This window comes from Achromobacter sp. 1014246743, assembly GCF_059760725.1.
On sequence record NZ_JCBANA010000099.1, the window covers coordinates 1 to 20,604 of the forward strand.

Here is a 20,604-nt window from a genome sequence, read left to right on the forward strand (position 1 = left end):
GCCGGCGCCCGTCGCCTTTTCGAAGATCGTCGATGAAGCATGCCTGGTCGGAACCGCAGATCAAGATCGCCTGACGGGATCTGCCTGATCGCGTTTGCCCAGTCGGTTTGACGGGGCCCGACGGCCGCCGTCGGGCCACCCGCGCCCGCATCCCCCCGTGTCAGTCGGGATAGCGCACTTCCAGGATGTCCAGTTCCTCGATGCCGCCGGGGGTGCGCAGCACCACCGTGTCGCCTTCCTTGGCCTTGATCAGCGCGCGCGCCACCGGCGAGATCCAGCTGATCTTGCCGGCCAGCGGCTCGGCTTCGTCCACGCCCACGATGGTGACGGTGTGGTCTTCGCCGGCCTTGTCGGAATACAGCACCGTGGCGCCGAAAAAGACCTGGTCGCGGTTGGGCTGCAGCGCCGGGTCGACGACCTCGGCGATGTCCAGCCGCTTGGTCAGAAAGCGCATGCGCCGGTCGATCTCGCGCAAGCGCTTCTTGCCGTAGAGGTAGTCGCCGTTCTCGGAGCGGTCGCCGTTGGACGCGGCCCACGACACCACCTGCACCACCGACGGACGCTCGACGTTCATCAGATGCGTCAGCTCGGCGCGCAGGCGCTCGTAGCCTTCAGGCGTCATGTAGTTCTTGGTGCCCGCGGGCAAGGCCTGGGCCTGCGGCAGGTCGTCGTCGTCCTCGTTATCGGATTCTTTGACAAAAGCTTTGTTCATGGCGGCAGCGCCTGGGGCGCACATTCAGTTCAAGGGCGGCACAGTCGCACCGTGCCAGGAGCCAGGCGGCATCGCACCGCCCGCAAGGGGCCGCAGTGGCCCTAGAACCAGTCGTGCCAGACCGGCTTCAGATCGGACGGCAAGGGCGGCAGGCGGCCCAGGTCCATCCGGCTTTCTTTCGGGCTATGGAAGTCTGACCCGCGCGAGGCCAGGAAACCGTAGCGGCGCGCGACGTCGGCGTACTGCCGGGCCTCTTCGACCGTATGGCTGCCCGTGGTGACTTCGATGCCGACCCCGCCCAGTTGCAGGAATTCGTCGAACAGCGCGGCGAACTGCAAGGGCGTGTACTTGTAGCGGCCCGGATGCGCGATGACGGCGATGCCGCCCGCGCCGCGGATCCAGCCCACCGCTTCGGCCAGCGTGGCCCATTGCATGGGCACGTGGCCGGGGCGGTCATCGCCCAGGTGTTTGGTGAAGACGGTCTGCACATCGGGGCAGTAGCCGGCTTGGACCAGGTAGCGCGCGAAGTGCGTGCGGCTGATCAGTTCCGGGTTGCCGGCAAACGGCAGCGCGCCTTCGTAGGCGCCGGGCATGCCCATGCCGGCCAGGCGGTCGCCGATGCGCCTGGCGCGTTCGGCGCGGCCCGAGCGGGTCTTGCGCAGGCCTTCGACCAGCGCCGTATTGGCGGGGTCAAAGCGCAGCCCGACGATATGCACCGTCAGGCCGGCCCAGGTCACGGAAATCTCGACGCCGGTGGCGAAACGCAGGCCCAGTTCCTGCGCCATGGACGCGGCCTCGGCCAGGCCGCCGACTTCGTCGTGGTCGGTCAGGGCCCAGACATCGACACCGTTGGCATGCGCGCGCTGCGCCACGTCGCGCGGCGCAAGCGCGCCGTCGGACACGGTGGAATGACAATGCAGATCGATGTTCAGGACAGGGGTGTTCATGAGGCCTATTGTAGAGAACGCCCGTGCCCCTGGATAGCACGGCGGGCCGGCGGTGTCCCCATTAGGGCCTGTTAACACTAAAAGGAGTCTCGCAGGAACCGGCGGCCCGCCCCGCCTCAGCCCAGCAGAAAATCCGCCACCGACGTCACCTGGCTGTCCGCCATCAGCGTCGGCGCGTGGCCCACGCCTGGCACTTCCAGCACCTGCGCACGCGGATTGCGCTGGCGCATTTCGTCGGCCGTGGCGCGGGTCAGCAGATCGGATTGTTCGCCGCGCACGATCAGGATCGGGCAATCGATCGCGTCATACGAGCGCCACAGCACCTGTTCGCCCGCCGCGAGTTCCTCGGGCGTCATCGCCATCGGCTGGGCCAGCGCCAGGTCGTAGTGCTTGACCCACTTGCCGTCCTGCTCGGGATAGACGAAGCGCGCCAGGTGTTCCCACTGTTCGTCGGTATGCGGCCCGAAGGTCCCGGAATTGGCGCGCAGGTTGGCCACGGCCTCGGCAAACGAGCCGAACGCGCCCGGTTCGCCCACGTACTGGCCGATGCGAGCCAGCGCGCCGGTTTCCAGGCGCGGGCCGACGTCGTTGAGCACCAGCTTGTCCAGGCGCACGCCGGCCTGCGGCGGCAGCATGCCCACGTGCGGGCGCAGCGGCAGCATTGCCCGCGCAAATGCGGCGGCGCCGGCCAGGCCCAGGCCGATCAGGCCGCCCATCGACGTGCCCACCCACGACAGGCGGGCGGGCCGCAGCCGCGCCACCAGCGTCACCATGTCTGACACGTACTGCGGCACGGTATAGAACGCCGGGTTCACCAGCCAGTCGGAACGGCCCCGCCCCACCACGTCGGGGCAGACCACGCGGTAGCGGCCAGCCAGCCGGCGCGCCAGGGTATCGAAATCGCGGCCGCTGCGCGTCAGGCCGTGCACGCAGACCAGCACCTGGTCGTTGGCCGGATCGCCCCACTCCCAGTACGCCATGCGGTGCAGGCCCGCCGGGCTGGCGCAGGTGACGAATTCCAAACGGGGTTCCAGGCTTGCGTCCGACATCGTTGTGCTCCAAATGGCCGGCGCCCGCCCAGGTGGCGGCGCCGCGCATGGGCGGTATCTTATCGGAAGCGTGGGGCCCGCCCGGCCGCCCTGGCCTAGAATGACGCCGTTGCCCTAACCCCCGCCTTCAGGAACCCATCGCGCCATGCCCGGCGGATACATGCTCAATGGCGACTACGTCGCCCCGGCCCTGATCTTCATCGCCGTGCTGTTCGGCGTGCTGATCCTGGGCTTCGTGGCAGCAAAGCTGGCCCGCCCAGGCACCCGCCGGCAACTGCTGCTGGCCTGGCTGCTGACGCTGATCCTGCTGCCGCCCTGGCTGCTGGTGCTGACCGCCGGCGACGACATCTTCGGCGTCGTGACGATCGCCCGCTATGCCCTGGCCCTGCCCGCCTTGGCGGCACTGTGGGGATTGCGGCGCAGCATCCGCGCCTTCAAGGCCCGGCACCCCGCCCTGCCCCCGCTACCCAGAAAACCCTGGCTGCTGGTGGCTTTGGCGCTGGCGCTGTTCGGCCTGCTGGACTATCTGTCGCGCCACCGCTACGACGCCCCCATCGCCTTGAACGACACCATCGCCTCCATGGTTTTTATCGGTGCCGCCGCGTTGTTGCTGGCAGGATGCGTCTGGGCCTTGCGCAGCAGCATACGTTGGTTAAGATTGGCGGGTCCCGGTTCGGCGACCGCGGGTCCGCGGCGCTGACAGCCCGCTGAAATTAAATTGCCTATCGGCACGATTCAATCATTAAATTGGAATCCCGACGCCGGTCCGGCGAGAGTTATGCGCTTCGAGCATTGCCACATCAGTCAGTCCCGAATTGATTTGGAGTCACTATGCAACAAAGCAGTCCGTCATCTCAGCTAAGCACTCAACACACCGAAACCGCCCCGCCTGAGCCGCCCAAGGTACTGCAGGACCTGCTCGGGCGAGCGGACGTCCAGATCAACGGTTCGCGCCCCTGGGACATCCAGGTTCATGACAAACACATGTACGAACGCGTCTTCGCCAGCTGGTCGCTGGGCCTGGGCGAGTCGTACATGGACGGCGAATGGGACTGCGAACAGCTGGACGAACTCTTCACCCGCCTCTTGCGCGCCGACATGGGGTCCGCCGCGCTCGGCCTGGCCCGCGTCAAGCTCATCGCCGAACACCTGCGCCACAAGCTGTTCAACCTGCAATCAAAGAGCCGCGCCTTCGAAGTGGGCGAGCAGCACTACGACGCCGGCAACGACGTCTTCGAGGCCATGCTCGACAGCCGCATGATCTATTCCTGCGCCTTCTGGGAAAACGCCGACACGCTGGAAGACGCGCAGGAAGCCAAGCTGGACATGATCTGCCGCAAGCTGCAGCTCAAGCCCGGCGAAACGCTGCTGGACATCGGCTGCGGCTGGGGCGGGCTGGCCAAGTTCGCGGCCGAGCGCTACGGCGTCAAGGTCACCGGCGTGACCGTGTCCAAGGAACAGCTGGCGCTGGCCCAGGAACGCGTACGCGGCCTGCCGGTGGAATTGCTGCTGCAAGACTATCGCGACCTGCAGGGCCGCTTCGACAAGGTCGTGTCGGTGGGCATGTTCGAACACGTCGGGCCCAAGAACTACGACACCTACTTCACGAACGTACAGCGGCTGATGGCGCCCGGCGGCATCTTCCTCTTGCACACCATCGGCATCGCCTCGACCAGCCAGAGCACCGATCCCTGGATCGACCGCTACGTCTTCCCCAACGGCAAGCTGCCGTCGGCGCGCGAGATCACTACCGCGGTCGAAGGCCGCTTCATCGTCGAAGACTGGCACAACTTCGGCGCCGACTACGACCGTACGCTGATGGCCTGGTGGGACCGCTTCCAGCGCGCCTGGCCGCAGCTGCAAGAACGCTACGGCACGCGCTTTTACCGCATGTGGCAGTACTACCTGATGTGTTGCGCGGGCTTTTTCCGGTCGCGCGAAGGGCAGCTGTGGCAGGTCATCCTGACGCATCCGCAGCGCCAGGAAATGTACCGTTCGCTGCGCTGAGTCTGTCGGCCCGGCGGCGCTTGCGCGGGCCGAACCGCGCAAGCGTACCGGTTACGCCGCCCGGCTATGCGGCGGCATCTTCCAGGATCATCTGCGCCGCCCGTTCGGCAATCATGATGGTCGGCGAATTGGTGTTACCCGACGTGATGGTCGGCATGATCGACGCATCCGCCACGCGCAGGCCCTGCAAGCCATGCACCCGCAGCCGCGCATCCACCACGGCGCCATCGTCCGCCTTGCGGCCCATGGCGCAGGTGCCTACCGGGTGGAAGATCGTCGTGCCGATCTTGCCGGCCGCTTCGCGCAGTTCGGCCTCGGTCTGGTACGCCGGCCCGGGCAGCCATTCCTCGGGTTGATAACGCTGCAACGCGGGCGCCGCGCTGATCCGGCGCACCAGGCGAATGGCATCCGCCGCCACCTTCAGGTCCTGTTCCTCGCGCAAATAGTTCGGCGTGATCACCGGCGGCTGCGCGCCGTCGGGCCCCTGCGCATGCACGCTGCCGCGCGACGCCGGCCGCAGGTTGCAGACGCTGGCCGTGAAGGCATCAAAACCGTGCAGCGGCTCGCCAAACGCGCCCAGCGACAGCGGCTGCACATGAAATTCCAGATTGGCGCGCGCCTGGCCAGGGTCTGACTTGGCAAACGCCCCCAGCTGCGACGGCGCCATGCTCATCGGCCCGCTGCGATTGAACACGTATTCCAGGCCGATGCCCGCCTTGCCCCACCAGGTCGATGCAATGCGGTTCAGCGTCTTCACGCCCCGCACCTTCAGGATGACGCGCAACTGCAAGTGGTCTTGCAGGTTCTCGCCCACGCCCGGCAAGGCGTGGCGCAGCGTGATGCCGCTTTCGCGCAGGCGCGCCGGTTCGCCAATGCCCGACAGTTCCAGCAATTGCGGCGTATTCACCGCGCCGGCCGCCAGCACCACTTCACGCGCGGCGCGCACGCTGATGGATTGACCCTCGCGCCGCAGTTTCACGCCCACGCAGCGCGTGCCCTCGAACAGCAGTTGCTCGGCGTGCGCGCCCGTCATCACGTGCAGATTGGGGCGCTGGCGCACCGGCCGCAAGAATGCCTTGGCCGTATTCCAACGCCAGCCGCGGCGCTGGTTCACGTCGAAATAGCCCACGCCGAAATTGTCGCCGCGGTTGAAATCCTGCACCCGCGGAATGCCTTCCTGCTGGGCCGCGTCGGCAAAGGCGTCCAGGATGTCCCAGCGCAGGCGCTGCGCCTCGACCCGCCATTCGCCGCCCGCACCATGGCAATCGTCCGCGCCGCGGTAGTGGTCTTCGCTGCGCTTGAATACCGGCAGCACCTCGTCCCAGCGCCATGACGGATCGCCCGCGATATCGGCCCACTCGTCGTAATCCTGCCGCTGGCCGCGCATGTAGATCATGCCGTTGATCGACGAGCACCCGCCCAGCACGCGGCCGCGCGGATAGATCAGCGAGCGTCCGCCCAGGCCGGGCTCGGCGCCGGTGCGGTACATCCAGTCGGTGCGGGGGTTGCCGATGCAGTACAGGTAGCCCACCGGAATGTGGATCCAGTGGTAGTTGTCGCGGCCGCCGGCTTCCAGCAGCAGCACGCGCGTGGCCGGGTCCCGGCTCAGCCGGTTGGCCAGCACGCAGCCGGCCGACCCCGCCCCCACGATGATGTAGTCGTATGTCTCCATTGGCGCTTCTTCTTTTAGGTGTGTAGTGGCTGCGCCACTGTCGCGCAGCCCGCGGGGGCTGTCCAATGAATTGTTGAAAAGCGCTTTATAAGTCTCTTTAATAATGGGTATCGCCCCGCTGGGGCATCGCCGCCGGACTCGCCCCATGGACTTCAAGCACATCCGCACCTTTGCCGCTGTGGCGCGCGTGGGCAACCTGACCCGCGCGGCCGAACACCTGCACCTGACCCAACCCGCGCTGAGCCTGCAGCTCAAGAGCTTCCAGGAAGCGCTGGACCTGCCGCTGTTCACTCGCACCGCCCAGGGCCTGGCGCCCAACGCCGACGGCCGCGCGCTGCTGCCCTCGGCCCAGCGGGTGCTGGACGCCCTGGACGACTTCGAACGCGCCATCGGCGCGCTGCGCACGACGGTGCAGGGCGAACTGCGCCTGGGCACCATCCTCGACCCCGAATTCCTGCGCCTGGGCGCCACGCTGCAATACCTGGTCGAGCACTATCCGAAGATCCGCCCCACCCTGCGCCACGGCATGTCCGGTTCCGTCGGCCGCCAGGTGCGCGCGGGCGAGCTGGACGTGGGCTTCTTCCTGGGGCCGCAGGACGATACGCGCGGCCAACCGGCCCTGCACGCGCTGCCGCTGGCGGCGTTCTCGTATTACGTGGTGGCGCCCAAGGGCTGGGGCGCGCAGGTGGCGGGACGCGGCTGGCGGGAAATCGCCGCCTTGCCGTGGATCTGGACGCCGCCCGACTCCGTGCACCATCGCCTTTTGGCCGGCAAATTCAACGAGCTGGACGTCACCCCCAACACGGTGGCCGAAGTCGACCAGGAAGCCTCGATGCTGGACCTGGTGCGTTCGGGCGTCGGCCTGACGCTGGCGCGCGATTCCATCGCGCTGCGCGAATCGCAGGCGCATGGCCTGGTGCTGGCGCCGGGCCTGGCGATCCAGGCGGAACTGGCCTTCATCACCCTGGCGTCGCGGCGCGAAGACCCGTTGGTGGCGGCGGCGTTTGCGGCGGTGCAGGCGGCGTTTGCGTAGGCGTTTGCGTAAGAGGTGGCGCAACCGGCTGTGCCCGCAAGCGATGGCACAACCCGCATGCCCGCAAGCGACGGCGCCTTCGGCTCGCCCAGCCTCCCGCGTCCCCTCGGGTATGCTCGCAACAACGCACGGGCGGCATCGCCCACCCCCACCCGGAGAACTCTCTATGCGCTGGCGGTCCCTCGCATCCCGCGTTGCCATGATCCTTGCCGTCACACTGGCCCACCCTGCCCCGACCCTGGCGGCCGCGCCTGCCAACCAGGCCGAATGGAGCAAAGCGGTGCAGCGGCGGCTGATCAGCCGACTGGATTTTCCTCGCGAAGCCCAGCATCTCAGCGGCACGCTGGCGCTGTCGCTGAACATTACCGTACTGCGCAACGGCGCCATCTACGACGTCACGATCGCGCGCTCGTCGGGCCATGAAGCGGTCGACAAGGCCACGATCGCCATGGTCCGCCGCGCCGCGCCGCTACCCGTGTTTTCCGCGGACATGACGGAAGAGAAAACCTCGCTCACCTTGCCGGTGCGCTTCCAGATGGAAGACAACGACCCCGCGCCCCCGGCCGTCGCGCCCAGGCGCTACGTCGACCCGGCCACCGGCTTTGGCGCAACCGTATCCGCCCCATTTCAGATCGGCGCGGCGCGCGCGTCGGGTCGCTACGATGCCCTGATCGAGATTTCCGCCCCCGAAGGCTTTCCGCCCGTGGCGCCCGGCGCCAAGTTCCTGTGCCGGGCAGGATTCACGGCCGCGGCGGCCGACGCCGCCAAAACCAAAGCCCCCCAAGGCGCGCAGGCCTATGACGCTCTGGTCGCCGCCGCGACAAGCCAGCAGCGCAAGCTGCGCGGCACCATCGAACAACTCGACGTCTTCGACCAGCCCGGCCGGCGCGGCATCGACTACATCGTTGCGCCGGGGGCCGGTCCGGGCCATGAAGACACCCGCCAGTACATCGCCGACTGGGTCCGCCCCGAAGGCCGCATCCGCCTGGCCTGCGCCACCACGCGCGATGCCATGCCCGATGCATTGGCGACGTTCCGGGCGATACGGGATACGGTGATTGTGGATCGGCGTTGATGTCGGGGATGGCTGATGCATTGGGGCTGATGCATTGGGCGACAGACTCGAACTACGCATCAACGGCCATGCCAGTAACGCCGCCCCACGTCCCGCTGCGCCCACACATCCAACACCCCTGCACGTGATCGTGCCATCACCGCGCCATCCCGATCGCTGCGCCAGAACACCGCCCCCGCACGCGTCCAGCGCACTTCCACCGCCCGCGCCGGATGCCGGAAACGATTCAGATACCCCGCCTGCGCAATCACATGCGCCGCGCCGGACGCCGCAACCAGTTCCCGGCTGGACGACGACGCCGAACCATGGTGCGGCGCCATGACGATATCCGCCGGGGCCAAGCCCTGCGCGACCAATTCCCTTTCTTGCGCCACGCCGATATCGCCCGTCAGCAACAGCGCGTGCTCGACGCCCTCGACGCGCAGCACGCAGCTATCGGCATTGCGATCCTCGACTCGCCCGCTGGTCCCGCCCGCCGGGTGCAGGAAGCTAAACGTGACGCCATCGACCTCCCAGCCTACGTCACGAGCGCAGCCCAGTACCTCGCCCGGCGGCGGCGTCGGCAAGCCTGCGCCATCCGGCCACAGGCGCGCATCACGCCGCAGAAACGCCGCCAGGTCAAAGGACGCGTAGCTGCGCGCCACCGGCACCGCCGCCAGCACCGACCGCGTGCCGCCCACATGGTCCGTGTCCGCGTGCGACAGCACCAGCACATCCAGCGCCCCAAGGCCGCGGGCCTGCAGAAACGGCGCGATCACCCGTTCGCCCGCATCGCTACCGCTGAAACTGCGCGGCCCGGCATCGAACAGCAGCGCCTGGCTGGCCGTTTCCACCAGAATGGCGCTGCCCTGCCCGATATCCATCGCGCTTATGCGCCAGTATCCCGGCTCGGGCCGATCCGGCCGCCAGCACAACAGCGGCGCCATGCACAGCCACCCCAGCCGCCGCGCCGGCCAGCCCGGCGCCTGCAACGCCCAGACCATGCCCGCCACCGCCAACGCCAGCCAGGGCCACGGCGCCGCCGCCACCGAAAAACTGGCCCAGCGCGCATTGCCCACCCACGCCACCACGATCATCATGAGGTCGAACCCGTACAGCCCCGCCTGGCCCGCCAGCGCCGCGGCAGCCGCCAACCCCGGCGTCACCGACAAGGCGGCGCAGAGCAGCGCCAGCGGCGTCACGAAAAACGTCACCACGGGAATCGCCACCGCATTGGCCAACGGCGAACCCAACGACACCTGGTGCACCAGATACGCCAACAGCGGCGTCAAGCCCAGCGTCACCACCAGCTGCAAGCGCGTCGCCTGCCCCAGCGTCGTCGCCCAACGCTTGCGCCAGCCCGCGTCCGCATCGCGCGGCGCATCGGCAATGCGCAGCAGAATCGCCACCGCGCCGAACGACAGCCAGAACCCCACCGACATCGGCGCCCACGGATCCAGCGCCACCACCGCGGCGGCTGCGCACGCCAGGATGCGCCCGGCCGACATCCGCAGCCGCGACACCGCCGCGGCCAGCACCACCGACAACATGAAGAACGTACGCCGCGCCGGCACGCCCCACCCCGCGATCAGGCAATAGAACAAAGCGACCGCCGCCGCCGCGGCGCCGCCCGCGATGCGCGACGGAATGAATTCCGCCAGGCCCGTCCCACGCCACCGCGCGCGCCGCCACGACGCGGCCAGCAGCAGCCCCGCGATGCCGGCAATCGACGTCACATGCATGCCGCTGATCGACACCAGGTGCGTGATGCCGCTGCGGTTGAAAAGGCGCCAATCCTCGCGCGCCACGCCGGCCTGGTCGCCTATTGCCAACGCGATCAGCACCGGCGCATAGCGGTGGTCGCCCAGCGCCCGGCGCAGGCCCTCCCGCACATGATGGCGGGCGCGTTCAATGGCAATGCCCGCGGATGCCCAAGGCTGGTCCTCCAGCAAGCGGGGCTGCCCCCGCACGGTGCCCGTCGCCCGCAAACCGCGCGCGAACATCCGCGCTTCGCTGTCGGGCGCGTCGGGGTTGAGCAAGCCGCTGGGCCGGCGCAGCACCAGCGCCATGCGCCATACCTGGCCGGGCATCAGCAAGGGTTGGTTCGCCTGCCCACCGGGCGGCGCTAGCCACGACACCAGGATGCGCGACGGCATGCCGGCACGCGCGGGCGCCACCTGCTCGCCGACAAAGCGCTGCCCGCGCGCATCGCCATCGGGCAGTTCCGCCACCCGCAGCACCAGGCGCGCGACCTCGTTCTGATGTTCGTCCGCCAGTGCGTCGTCCAGCCGCAGTTGGGCTTGCGCGGCGGCGTTGAGGGCGCCCAGGCACAGGCCGATAGACGCAGCCGCGCAAAGCCCGATGGCGCGCCCCGGCCAACGCCGCCAGGCCACCAGCGCCACGATGCAAGCGCCGGCCGCCGCCACGTACGCCGCCACGCCAGGCAGCGCAGGCAGCAACTGCACCCCTCCCGCCCCCGCCACGAAAGCCAGGCAAAACAGCCGACCGTTGATGTCCGTCTCCTGAAACGAACCAGCGTAGGTCGCCTGCCCGCCACGGCATGCCGCCAGTGCACGACTTTGGCCATGAGGATCGCCCGCAAGAATCTGGCCGCCCCGGTTCCCTGGCCCCTGTGACGGCAATCCGAGTGCGCCACCCTTGACAATCCCCCCCGCCCCCTCCGAACATACCCCCATCCACCCGGGGAGCTTCGGCAAGAAGCTGAGAATCCGATAGCGGGGCCGGCGTTCATACGCCAACCCTTGCGGCGCGTAGACCCGTTGAACCTGATCCAGACAATACTGGCGTAGGGATGGTGCGGCCCCGCAAGCGCGCCCGAAGCCCGGCGCGACGCATCCCCGCCCTTCCTGCCCAGTCCTTCTCTTACGCAAGGACCCGCCGGCATGACGCAATCGACCCCTTCCCTATTGGCCCAGGCCTCGCAGGACCTCTACGCCGCCGTGCGCCGCGACGCGCCGCTGGTGCAGTGCCTGACCAATTTCGTGTCCATGAACACGGCGGCCAACACGCTCCTGGCCATCGGCGCGTCGCCCGCGATGGTGCACGCGGTGGAAGAAGCCCCGGAATTCGCTCGCATCAGCGGCGCGGTCGTGATCAATATCGGCACCCTGTCGGCCCCCTGGCTGGAAAGCATGCTCAAGACCGCGGCGGCGGCGTCGGATGCCGGCACGCCCTGGGTGCTGGACCCGGTGGCCCACCATGCCACGGCGTTTCGCCGCGACGCGGTGCAGCGGCTGCTGGCCCTGCGCCCGGCGGTGATCCGCGGCAATGCGTCGGAAATCATCGCGCTGGCCGGTGGCCAAAGCGCCAGCAAGGGCGTGGACGCGCGCGACCCGGTGCAGTTGGCCGAGCAAGCGGCGCGCGACCTGGCGCGGGCGCAACAGACCGTGGTGGCGGTGACGGGAGAAGTGGATTTCGTGACGGATGGCACGCGAGAAGTGCGCGTCACCGGCGGTTCGCCATTGATGCCGCAGGTCACCGCCACGGGGTGCGCGCTGACGGCGGTAGTCGGCGCGTTCGTGGCGGTATCGAAGCAAGACGCCTATCCGGCGGCCGTGGCGGCGCTGTCCTGCTTCGGCATCGCTGGCAGCCGTGCGGGAGCGCTGGCTGACGGCCCGGGCTCATTCGCCTGGCGTTTCCTGGATGCGCTGGCCGCACTGGAAACGGACAGCCTGACGCGGGAATCGCCGCTGCGCTAAGGCGCCAACGGCAGCCTGCCCACGCCATTGCCCAGCCCTCCGCAGACGGCACGAAAACGGCACGCAGACGGCACCCGGACGACACAAACGCCCGCATGACCGACAGGCGATCATGCGGGCGCTGTAGCCCTTCCTACATCCGGTACTGCAAGCTCAGCATCGCATTGCGCGGCGCGCCGGGCATGTTCAGGTTCGGGCTGCTGCCGTGCGCCGACACGATATAACCGGCGTCAAACAGGTTGTACATATTCAGCTGCACCGAATACGGCCCCTGGCGCCACCATGCCGCGGCGTCCGCGGTGACGTAGCCCGGCAGCTTGACCGTATTGCCCGGATTCGCGAAACGCGCACCCACCAGGTTCAGGCCGGCGCCCACGCCAAAGCCATCGCCCAGGTCCTTGGTCACCCAGACGTTGCCAGCATGGCGCGGCGTCAGCGTGGCGCGCTTGCCTTCGACATCCTTGCCGGCGTCACGCGCCACCGACTGCGTCACGCGGGCATCCAGGTAGGCGTAACCCAGCATCGCGCGCCAGCCGTTGGACAAGTCGCCCGACAGCGTCCATTCGGCGCCATCGGTGCGCTGCGTGCCCACCGGCACCAGCGTGTTGGTCACGGGGTTGGTGACCTTGATGTCGGTGCGCTCCAGGCGGAACACGGACACGGTGGTCGACAGCTTGCCATCCAGGAAGTCGTACTTGGCGCCGACTTCGTAGTTGGTGGTTTTTTCCGGCGCCAGGTCGACGTTGTTGGCGGCCAGCGCAAAGGCTTCACCCGACGGCTGGTACGAACGGCTCCAGGACACGTAGTAGGACTGCACGGTGTCCGGCTGGAACACCAGGCCCAGGCGCGGGCTCAGGTTCGAATCGGTGCGCGACAGGTTGCGGCCCGTGCGGCGGTCTTCGGTCTTCTGCTCGAAACGGTCGTGGCGCACGCCGCCCAGCACCTTCCAGTATTCCCCCAGCGACACCATGTCCTGCACGTACAGGCCCAGCGTGTTGAAGCGGCCCAGGTTGTCGGACCCGGGCGCGCCCTTGACCTGGCGCTGCAGCGTGGGCAATTGCGGGTCGAACAGGTTCACGGTCGCGACGTTGGCGGCCGAGTAGTTCACCAGGTCTTTGTTCTGCTGGCCCACTTCGACGCCGTACAGAATGTCGTGGCGCACCGCGCCCCACTGCACGCGCTGCATCAGCTCGGTCTGGTTGGTCCAGCCGTGCTCGTCGCGCAGCACGTTGCCGTGGGTCAGCGACACGGTCTGCGCCGCCTCGTTGACCGTGCCCGGCAGCGTGTTGTTGCGGTTCAGCGTGTAGTGGTAGTAGCGCGTGGCGTTGCGCAACGACCAGTTGTCGTTGAAGCGGTGCGTGAGCGTGCCGGCGTACGACTGCACCCGGGTCTGGGTGTAGTCGGTGTCGCGGGCGTTCTCGGCGCCGTAGTAGGTGGACGGGTCCACGTCCACCGGGCGGCCGTGATAGGCCGGAATGCCGAAGTCGGTCAGGCGGCGGTCTTCCAGGAATTCGGTCTGGATCAGGTAGGTGGTGCTTTCGCCCAGCTTGAACTGGGCCGACGGTGCAATCGCCTTGCGGTCGATGAATTGCTTGTCGCGGTAGCTGTCGCCCTTTTCCACGGCGCCGGTCAGGCGCCAGGCCATGCTGCCGCTTTCGTTGGAACGGCCCAGGTCCACGTCCAGCCGGCGGTCGTTCCACGAACCGTAGCTCAGGCCCACCTGCGAGATGTCTTCACCCGGCTTCTTGGTGACGCGGTTGATCAGGCCGCCCGACGAGCCGCGGCCGTACAGCACCGCCGCCGGGCCCTTGATCACGTCGATGCGTTCGACGTTGGACAGATCGCGGTAGTACAGCGCGTCGTCGCGAAAGCCGTCGACGAACTGGTCGGCAATGGCGGTGAAACCGCGAATCGACACCTGGTCGCGCTGGCCGTCGCCGGTAGAGAAACTGACGCCCGGCACGTTCTTCAGCGCGTCCTGCACCGACATCGCATGCTGGTCGCGCAGCACCTGCGCCGGCACCACGTTCACCGTCTGCGGTATGTCGCGCAGCGGCGCATCGATCTTGGTGGCGCTGGTGGACGCCGGCGGGTTGTAGCTCTGTTCGGGGTCCGCCTGCCCCGTGACGCTGATGGCGGGCAAGGTGGCGGTGGGCGCGGCGCTTTGGCCGTGGGCGGGGGCCGAGGCGGCCAGGGGCGCCAGGGCGAGCAAGGCGGCAGAGAGGGAGCGAGGGGCATGCATGGCCAGCGAGGTCTTTCTGAAGTCGTTTGAAATGAAAGGATTCGCCATTCTCTTGACAATGAGAATCGGTCGCAATCGTTTTATCGTTTCGTTGCCGCCAGGCCACGATAAATAAGACGCCCGTCCAATTCAGATATTTTTCAGCTTGCCCATGGCACGCGGGCGCGACGCTGCCGGCGGGCGCAATGTCATGCCCGGGTCACACCCCGTCCCCAGAATTTTGCTTCTCCCGATACACAAGGAACGACGGTGAAGCACCCCATTCGAAGGATCTTTGCACTGACCGCCAGCGCCGCGCTGCTGGCGGGCCTGGCCGCCTGTGGCGGCAGTGACGACGATGACGACGACGCCACCCCGCCCGCGGTCGCCGTGCCCCAGGGCGCGACGCTGGACGTGGCCATCCTGGGTACCACCGACCTGCATGCCAACGTGCTGGGTTACGACTATTACAAGCTGGCCGAAGACAAGAGCTACGGCGTGGACCGCACCGCGACGCTGATCGCCAACGCCCGCAAGCAGAATCCGAACACGCTGCTGTTCGACAACGGCGACACCATCCAGGGCACCGCCCTGTCCGACTACCAGGCGCTGGTCGCCCCCGTGCAGTGCTCGGGCATGCTGGCCATCTACAAGCAGATGAAGCTCCTGGCCTACGACGCGGCCACGATGGGCAACCACGAATTCAATTACGGCCTGCCCTTCCTGTCGCAGGTCACCAACGTCGACTTCGGCCTGGCAGGCATCACCAAGGGCACCGCCCAGACCAATCCGGGCGGCGCCAAGGAATGCGCCGCGCCGGGCTTTCCGTTCGTGTCGGCCAACGTCGTGTCGGCCGCCACGCAGCAGCCGATCTTCAAGCCCTGGACCCTGCTCACCAAGACCTTCAAGGCCACCGATCCGACCGGCAAGTCCATCGACGTGTCACTGAAAGTGGGCGTGATCGGCTTTGCGCCGCCGCCCATCATGCAATGGGACAAGGCCAACCTGGAAGGCCACGTCGCGGTCACTGGCTGGAAGGAAACCGCCGCGCGCTACGTGCCGGAAATGCGGGCCGCGGGCGCCGACCTGATCGTGGCGCTGGCGCACGGCGGCATCGACATGACCACGCCCTACAGCCCGTCGATGGAAAACGGCGCCGGCTACCTGAGCCAGGTCGCGGGCATCGACGCCCTGATCACCGGCCACCAACATCTGCTGTTTCCCGACACCAATCCCAAGTCGCAGTTCGCAGGGCAGCCGGGCATCGAGCTGGAAAAAGGCCTGATCAACGGCGTGCCGGCGGTGCAGGCCGGCCAATGGGGCAACAACCTGGGGCAGATCAAGCTGAAGCTGGCCTATGACAAGGGCTGGAAAGTGCAGAAGGACGCCACCCAGGTGCAGCGTATCTCCACCCGCCTGACCGCGCAGAGCGGCAGCACCCCGGCCACCTACGTCGAGCCCGACAGCGCCACGCAGCAACTGGTGCAGGCGGAACACACGGCCACCATCGCCTACGTCAAGACGCCCATCGGCCAGAGCCAGTTCGACATGGCCACCTACTACGCGCTGACGGGCGACGTGTCGGCGCTGCAAGTGGTGAACATGGCGCAGATCGACTACCTGAAGGACTACATCGCCCGCAACAACCCCGCCTACGGCGCCCTGCCGATCCTGTCGGCGGCCGCGCCGTTCAAGGGCGGACGCAACGGGCCGGGCGACTTCACCTTCGTGCCGCAAGGCAACATCGCCATCAACAACGCCGCCGACCTGTACCTGTATCCCAACACCTTGCAGGTGGTGCGGGTCAGCGGCGACATCGTGCGCCAGTGGCTGGAGAAGACCGCCGAACAGTTCAAGCGAATCGACCCCGCCCAGGTCGCGCCGCAGGACCTGGTGGACACCAGCTTCCCGACCTTCAATTTCGATGTGCTGTACGCCGAAGGCAACGCCCTGCGCTACCAGATCGACGTGACCCAGCCCAAGGGCTCGCGCATCACGGGGCTGACGTATCAAGGCGCGCCGCTGGACCCGGCCGCGCAATTCCTGGTGGTCACCAATAACTACCGCGCCAGCGGGGGCGGCGACTTCCCGGGCCTGGCGGGCGGCAAGGGCGACATCGTGCTGCAAGCGCCGGACGCCAGCCGCGACGTGCTGATCAGCTACATCAAGAAGCACCCCGTGCTGGACCTGGCCACCTATGGCCTGGCCCGCAGCTGGCAATTCAAGCCGCTGGCCGCGCTGGCCGGTCCCGTGGTGTTCTCGTCGGTGCCCGGCACGCTGGCGCTGGCCACGGCGCACGGCGTGGGCAACGTGTCGGTGTATGACGCCACGCCCGACGCGGTGACGCAGCTCTCGCGCTACGCGGTCGACCTGACCCAGTAAGCCGCAGCGCCATGGCGGCGGCAGGGGTCGCCGCCATGGCCACCATTCAGCGGTAATACACGCAGATGCGCTTGCCGCCGATCTCGTGCACGTCGATCGGCAGTTCATACAAGGCGCCCAGCACCTCGGACCGGATCAGTTCGGCCGGCGGGCCATGGTGCGCCACCCTGCCCGCCTTCATCGCCACGATGCGGTCCGCGTAGGCCGAGGCGAAATTGATGTCGTGCAGCACCAGCACCACCGTCTTGCCCAGCTCGTCGGCCGCGCGCCGCAGCGTGCCCATCATGGCGACGGCATGCTTCATGTCCAGGCTGTTCAGCGGTTCGTCCAGCAGCACATAGCGCGTGTCCTGGCACAGCACCATCGCCACGAAGGCGCGCTGGCGCTGGCCGCCCGACAACTGGTCCAGGTAGCGGTCCGCCAGCGGCGCCAGGTCCAGGTAGTCGATGGCGCGGTCGATGTGCGCCTTGTCGTCCAGCGTCAGGCGCCCACCCGTGTGCGGATAGCGGCCGAATGCCACCAGATCGCGCACCGTCAGCCGCAGCGGCAAGTGGTTGTCCTGCCGCAGGATGGACAGGCGCCGCGCCAGTTCGCGGCTGTCGCTGCGGGTGACGTCCAGGCCATCGACCTGGATCTGCCCGGCCGACATCGGCAACAAGCGGCTGATCATCGACAGCAAGGTCGATTTGCCCGCGCCGTTCGGGCCGATGATGGCGGTCACGCCGCCGGCCGGCAGCGCCAGCGTCACCTGGTCCACCACCACGGTGTCGTCGTATTGCTTGCTGACTTGCTGGATATCGATCATTGGCGTCCCCTGCGCAAGATCAGGGCCAGGAACATCACTCCGCCCACGAATTCAATCACCACGCTGACGGTCGTGCTCAAGCCCAGCACCCGTTCCAGCAACGTCTGGCCGCCCACCAGGAAGATCACACCCAGCAGCACCGCGGCCGGCACGGTGTAGCGGTGCCTGTCCGACCCCATGGCCTGATAGGCCAGGTTGCTGACCAAGAGGCCGAAGAACGTCACCGGCCCCACCAGCGCCGTGGATACGGACACCAGCACGGCAATCGCGGCCAGCGTCAACAGCAGCGTGCGGCGGTAGTCCACGCCCAGGTTCAGCGCAATCTCGCGGCCCAGCGCCAGCACGTCGTAGCGCCGCCGCATGCGCCAGACCAGCAGGGTCGCCGCCGCCACCGCGGCCAGGGCAAAGGGCAAGAGGCCCGTGCGCACCGAATTGAAATTGGCGAACATGCGGTCTTGCAGAACCAGGAATTCATTGGGGTCGATCAGGCGCACCACGAAGCTGGACAGGCTGCGAAACAGCAGGCCGAACACGATGCCCACCAGCATCATCAGGTGCAGGCTGCGCACCGCGTCGGTGAACAGCCAGCGAAACAGCAGGCAGGCGAACGCCGTCATGGCGCACACCTCCAGCGCGAAGGCCGCCACGGGATGGTTCACCGCTCCCGCCATCTGGCCAAAGCCGAACACCACCACCGCCTGGATCAGCAGGTACAGCGCATCGAAGCCCATGATGGCGGGCGTCAGGATGCGGTTGTGCGTGATGGTCTGGAACAGCACCGACGACACCGCCACCGCGTAGGCCACCAGCAGCATCGCCGCCAGCTTGCCGCCGCGAAACGGAATCACGAACGACCACTGGCCGTTGGCGCCCAGTGTCATGAAGCCGGCCACGCACAGCGCTGCCAACACGGCCAGCCCGGCCAGGCGCCAGGCCTGGGGCGAACGCGGGGTCGCGGCCCGCAATGCGGTTCGAAACACGGGTTCAGCCACGGCGCCCCCTGCGGCTGCGCAACAGGCACAGGAACAGGATGCTGCCCACCACCCCCACCACCGTGCCCAGCGGCACCTCATAGGGGTGGATCACCAGCCTGCCGATGATGTCGCAGGCCAGCACGAACACGCCGCCCAGCACCGCCACCCAGGGAATCGAACGCCGCATGTTGTCGCCCAGCAGCAGGCTCACCGCGTTGGGCACGATCAGGCCCAGGAACGGAATGCCGCCCGCCGTCACCACCACCACGGCGGAAATCGCCGACACGATGAGCAGGCCCATCAGCGTCAGGCGCGCGTGGTTCAGGCCCAGGTTGGCGGCAAACGCGCGGCCCATGCCGGCCACCGTGTAGCGGTCGGCTGCCAGGTAAGCCGCCGCGGCCAGGCCGAAGCCGATCCACAGCAACTCATAGCGGCCGCGCAGCACGCCGGAAAAATCGCCGGTGGTCCAGGCATGCAGCGATTGCAGCAGGTCGTAGCGGTAGGCCACGAAGGTCGTCACCGCATGGATCACGCCGCCCAGGATCAGGCCGATCAGCGGCACGATGAACGGCGTGCGCAGCGGCACGCGCCGCAGCAGCGCCAGGAACAGCAGCGTGCCGGCCAGCGCGAAGCCGGTGGCCGTCAGCATCTTGCCGATGACCGGCGTGTCCGGCGCCAGCAGGGTCACCACCAGGATGCCCAGCGTCGCCGACTCGACGGTGCCGGCGGTGGTCGGTTCCACATAGCGGTTGCGCACCAGCATCTGCATGATCAGTCCGGCCACCGCCAGCGACATGCCGGCCAGCAGCAAGGCCAGCGTGCGCGGCACGCGGCTGACCAGCAGCAGGCGCCAGGCGCGCTCGGCATCCGGCCCGCCGGTCAGCGCCGCGAACGAAAACGAACCAGCGCCCAGGCTGACGCTGGCCGCGCACAGCCCCAACAGCAACAGCAACAACGCCGCCAGCCCCGCCCAGCCCCTGATCGCCCCGCCAGCCTTCACCTGCCCGCCCCCGTGTTGCGCGCCATGCGTTTACTTCGCCGCCGACAGGGCGCGGGCGATATCGTCCACGTTCTGCTGCATCGCGGTCAGGCCCGCGCTACCCAGCAGGTACCAGTTGTAGCCGTTCAGGTAGACCACGCGCTGATGCTTCCAGGCCTTGGTCGGACGGATCAGGTCGTTGTCCAGCATGCGCTGGGCCGACGTGCCTTCACGCCCGATGGCCGCATCGCGGTCGATCACGAACAGCCAGTCCGGATCGGTCTGGGCGATGAACTCGAACGAGATCGCCTGGCCGTGGTTCGACACGCTCAGGTCCTTGGCGGCGGGCGCAATGCCGAAGGCATCGTGAATCACGCCAAAGCGCGAGCCCGGGCCGTAGGCGCTCATCTTGCCGCCCGTGGTCAGCACGATCAGGCCCGTGCCGGCGTTGGCGGCCTGGCCGTGCAGCGCCGAGATCGAGGCGCGCAGCGCGTCCAGCTTTTCCTTGGCCAGCGCCTGTTTGCCGTAGATGGCGGCCAGCGTCTCGGTGTTGCGCACCACGCTGCCCACCAGATCCTTGGCGTCGGCGGTGAGGTCGACCGTGGGCGCCAGCTTGGCCAGCTCGTCGTACTTGGGCGCCGAGCGCCCGGCCACGAAGATGACCTGCGGCGCGGCCGCGTGGATCACTTCGTAGTTCGGTTCGAACATGCTGCCGACCTTCAGGTAGCGCTTGTCGGCGTATTGGCTCAGTTGCGGCGGCAGCTTGGCGGCCGCAGGCACACCGGTCACGTCCACGCCCAGCGCGTGCAGCGTATCCAGCACGGCCAGGTCCAGCACCACCGTCTTGGCGGGATTCTGCGGCACGGCGGGTTTGCCCCGCGCCTTCTTTTACCCTTCTCTTTTACACCTTCTGAGCTGCCGGCGAAAACGTGTTATGGTTGAATCTCGGTGCTTGCGTCGCATTTTAACAAAAAAAAATAAACGTAACCGTTACAGATACTCTCTAGCAAGTATGTTCTACATATACAGTAGTATGCATGCACATATATA

The 20,604-nt window shown here is 67.7% G+C and carries 15 protein-coding genes, 1 pseudogene and 1 riboswitch; of the genes and pseudogenes, 6 read left to right on the top strand and 10 right to left on the bottom strand.

What is annotated here, in order from left to right:
• Positions 1-160: 160 nt before the first annotated feature.
• The 3 genes from greB to AC6LJ2_RS27880 all read right to left on the bottom strand — a co-directional run bounded on the left by greB (position 161) and on the right by AC6LJ2_RS27880 (position 2,708).
• Positions 161-712, bottom strand: coding sequence for a transcription elongation factor GreB (gene greB / locus AC6LJ2_RS27870; RefSeq protein ID WP_263910795.1), 552 nt, complete (start codon positions 710-712; stop codon positions 161-163).
• Positions 713-813: 101 nt separating this feature from the next.
• Positions 814-1,659: a 3',5'-nucleoside bisphosphate phosphatase gene (locus AC6LJ2_RS27875; protein WP_498152613.1), complete on the bottom strand. Its 846-nt coding sequence runs from the start codon at positions 1,657-1,659 to the stop codon at positions 814-816.
• Between the two features lie 116 nt (positions 1,660-1,775).
• The gene (locus AC6LJ2_RS27880) at positions 1,776-2,708 is read right to left on the bottom strand and encodes an alpha/beta fold hydrolase (RefSeq protein WP_445656765.1); all 933 of its coding nucleotides are present in this window, start codon (positions 2,706-2,708) and stop codon (positions 1,776-1,778) included.
• Between the two features lie 145 nt (positions 2,709-2,853).
• On the opposite strand from AC6LJ2_RS27880, the gene AC6LJ2_RS27885 reads away from it, so the two are divergent.
• The gene (locus AC6LJ2_RS27885) at positions 2,854-3,408 is read left to right on the top strand and encodes a hypothetical protein (RefSeq protein WP_263910799.1); all 555 of its coding nucleotides are present in this window, start codon (positions 2,854-2,856) and stop codon (positions 3,406-3,408) included.
• A gap of 131 nt (positions 3,409-3,539) precedes the next feature.
• The gene (gene cfa, locus AC6LJ2_RS27890) at positions 3,540-4,715 is read left to right on the top strand and encodes a cyclopropane fatty acyl phospholipid synthase (protein WP_445656767.1); all 1,176 of its coding nucleotides are present in this window, start codon (positions 3,540-3,542) and stop codon (positions 4,713-4,715) included.
• A 64-nt stretch (positions 4,716-4,779) separates the two neighbouring features.
• On the opposite strand, the gene AC6LJ2_RS27895 is transcribed toward cfa, so the two are convergent.
• A complete protein-coding gene (locus AC6LJ2_RS27895; RefSeq protein ID WP_263910802.1) occupies positions 4,780-6,387 on the bottom strand; it encodes a GMC family oxidoreductase N-terminal domain-containing protein in 1,608 nt (535 codons plus the stop codon).
• Between the two features lie 145 nt (positions 6,388-6,532).
• Here AC6LJ2_RS27895 and AC6LJ2_RS27900 point away from each other — a divergent pair, with 145 nt between their 5' ends.
• The gene (locus AC6LJ2_RS27900) at positions 6,533-7,420 is read left to right on the top strand and encodes a LysR family transcriptional regulator (protein ID WP_263910804.1); all 888 of its coding nucleotides are present in this window, start codon (positions 6,533-6,535) and stop codon (positions 7,418-7,420) included.
• Between the two features lie 199 nt (positions 7,421-7,619).
• Entirely contained in the window at positions 7,620-8,495 is an 876-nt protein-coding gene (locus tag AC6LJ2_RS27905) for an energy transducer TonB (protein ID WP_498152614.1), read from the top strand.
• Positions 8,496-8,554: 59 nt separating this feature from the next.
• Here the strand turns inward: AC6LJ2_RS27905 and AC6LJ2_RS27910 are convergent, their stop codons facing one another.
• Positions 8,555-10,930, bottom strand: a complete 2,376-nt coding sequence (locus AC6LJ2_RS27910; RefSeq protein ID WP_498152619.1) for a DNA internalization-related competence protein ComEC/Rec2 — start codon at positions 10,928-10,930, stop codon at positions 8,555-8,557.
• Positions 10,931-11,165: 235 nt separating this feature from the next.
• Positions 11,166-11,305, top strand: a riboswitch (TPP riboswitch).
• A gap of 72 nt (positions 11,306-11,377) precedes the next feature.
• On the opposite strand from AC6LJ2_RS27910, the gene thiM reads away from it, so the two are divergent.
• Positions 11,378-12,193, top strand: coding sequence for a hydroxyethylthiazole kinase (gene thiM / locus AC6LJ2_RS27915; RefSeq protein ID WP_498152615.1), 816 nt, complete (start codon positions 11,378-11,380; stop codon positions 12,191-12,193).
• A 133-nt stretch (positions 12,194-12,326) separates the two neighbouring features.
• On the opposite strand, the gene AC6LJ2_RS27920 is transcribed toward thiM, so the two are convergent.
• Entirely contained in the window at positions 12,327-14,435 is a 2,109-nt protein-coding gene (locus tag AC6LJ2_RS27920) for a TonB-dependent siderophore receptor (RefSeq protein ID WP_263910808.1), read from the bottom strand.
• Between the two features lie 249 nt (positions 14,436-14,684).
• Between AC6LJ2_RS27920 and AC6LJ2_RS27925 the strand changes: the two genes are divergently transcribed.
• Positions 14,685-16,796, top strand: coding sequence for a 5'-nucleotidase C-terminal domain-containing protein (locus tag AC6LJ2_RS27925; RefSeq protein WP_498152616.1), 2,112 nt, complete (start codon positions 14,685-14,687; stop codon positions 16,794-16,796).
• A gap of 46 nt (positions 16,797-16,842) precedes the next feature.
• Here the strand turns inward: AC6LJ2_RS27925 and AC6LJ2_RS27930 are convergent, their stop codons facing one another.
• From AC6LJ2_RS27930 to AC6LJ2_RS27945, 4 genes and pseudogenes are all read right to left on the bottom strand, one after another.
• Positions 16,843-17,601, bottom strand: coding sequence for an iron ABC transporter ATP-binding protein (locus AC6LJ2_RS27930; RefSeq protein WP_263910811.1), 759 nt, complete (start codon positions 17,599-17,601; stop codon positions 16,843-16,845).
• Positions 17,598-18,581, bottom strand: a complete 984-nt coding sequence (locus tag AC6LJ2_RS27935; protein WP_498152617.1) for an iron chelate uptake ABC transporter family permease subunit — start codon at positions 18,579-18,581, stop codon at positions 17,598-17,600. The genes AC6LJ2_RS27930 and AC6LJ2_RS27935 overlap by 4 nt, the downstream gene beginning before the upstream one ends.
• Before the next feature lie 4 nt (positions 18,582-18,585).
• Positions 18,586-19,575, bottom strand: a complete 990-nt coding sequence (locus AC6LJ2_RS27940) for an ABC transporter permease (RefSeq protein ID WP_498152618.1) — start codon at positions 19,573-19,575, stop codon at positions 18,586-18,588.
• A gap of 30 nt (positions 19,576-19,605) precedes the next feature.
• Positions 19,606-20,442: pseudogene (locus AC6LJ2_RS27945) on the bottom strand (siderophore ABC transporter substrate-binding protein); the annotation flags it as partial.
• Between the last annotated feature and the right edge of the window lie 162 nt (positions 20,443-20,604).

Coding starts and splice junctions, on each gene's coding strand:
- greB (WP_263910795.1), bottom strand. CDS start 712: ATGAACAAAGCTTTTGTCAAAGAATCCGATAACGAGGACGACGACGAC.
- AC6LJ2_RS27875 (WP_498152613.1), bottom strand. CDS start 1,659: ATGAACACCCCTGTCCTGAACATCGATCTGCATTGTCATTCCACCGTG.
- AC6LJ2_RS27880 (WP_445656765.1), bottom strand. CDS start 2,708: ATGTCGGACGCAAGCCTGGAACCCCGTTTGGAATTCGTCACCTGCGCC.
- AC6LJ2_RS27885 (WP_263910799.1), top strand. CDS start 2,854: ATGCCCGGCGGATACATGCTCAATGGCGACTACGTCGCCCCGGCCCTG.
- cfa (WP_445656767.1), top strand. CDS start 3,540: ATGCAACAAAGCAGTCCGTCATCTCAGCTAAGCACTCAACACACCGAA.
- AC6LJ2_RS27895 (WP_263910802.1), bottom strand. CDS start 6,387: ATGGAGACATACGACTACATCATCGTGGGGGCGGGGTCGGCCGGCTGC.
- AC6LJ2_RS27900 (WP_263910804.1), top strand. CDS start 6,533: ATGGACTTCAAGCACATCCGCACCTTTGCCGCTGTGGCGCGCGTGGGC.
- AC6LJ2_RS27905 (WP_498152614.1), top strand. CDS start 7,620: ATGATCCTTGCCGTCACACTGGCCCACCCTGCCCCGACCCTGGCGGCC.
- thiM (WP_498152615.1), top strand. CDS start 11,378: ATGACGCAATCGACCCCTTCCCTATTGGCCCAGGCCTCGCAGGACCTC.
- AC6LJ2_RS27920 (WP_263910808.1), bottom strand. CDS start 14,435: ATGCATGCCCCTCGCTCCCTCTCTGCCGCCTTGCTCGCCCTGGCGCCC.
- AC6LJ2_RS27930 (WP_263910811.1), bottom strand. CDS start 17,601: ATGATCGATATCCAGCAAGTCAGCAAGCAATACGACGACACCGTGGTG.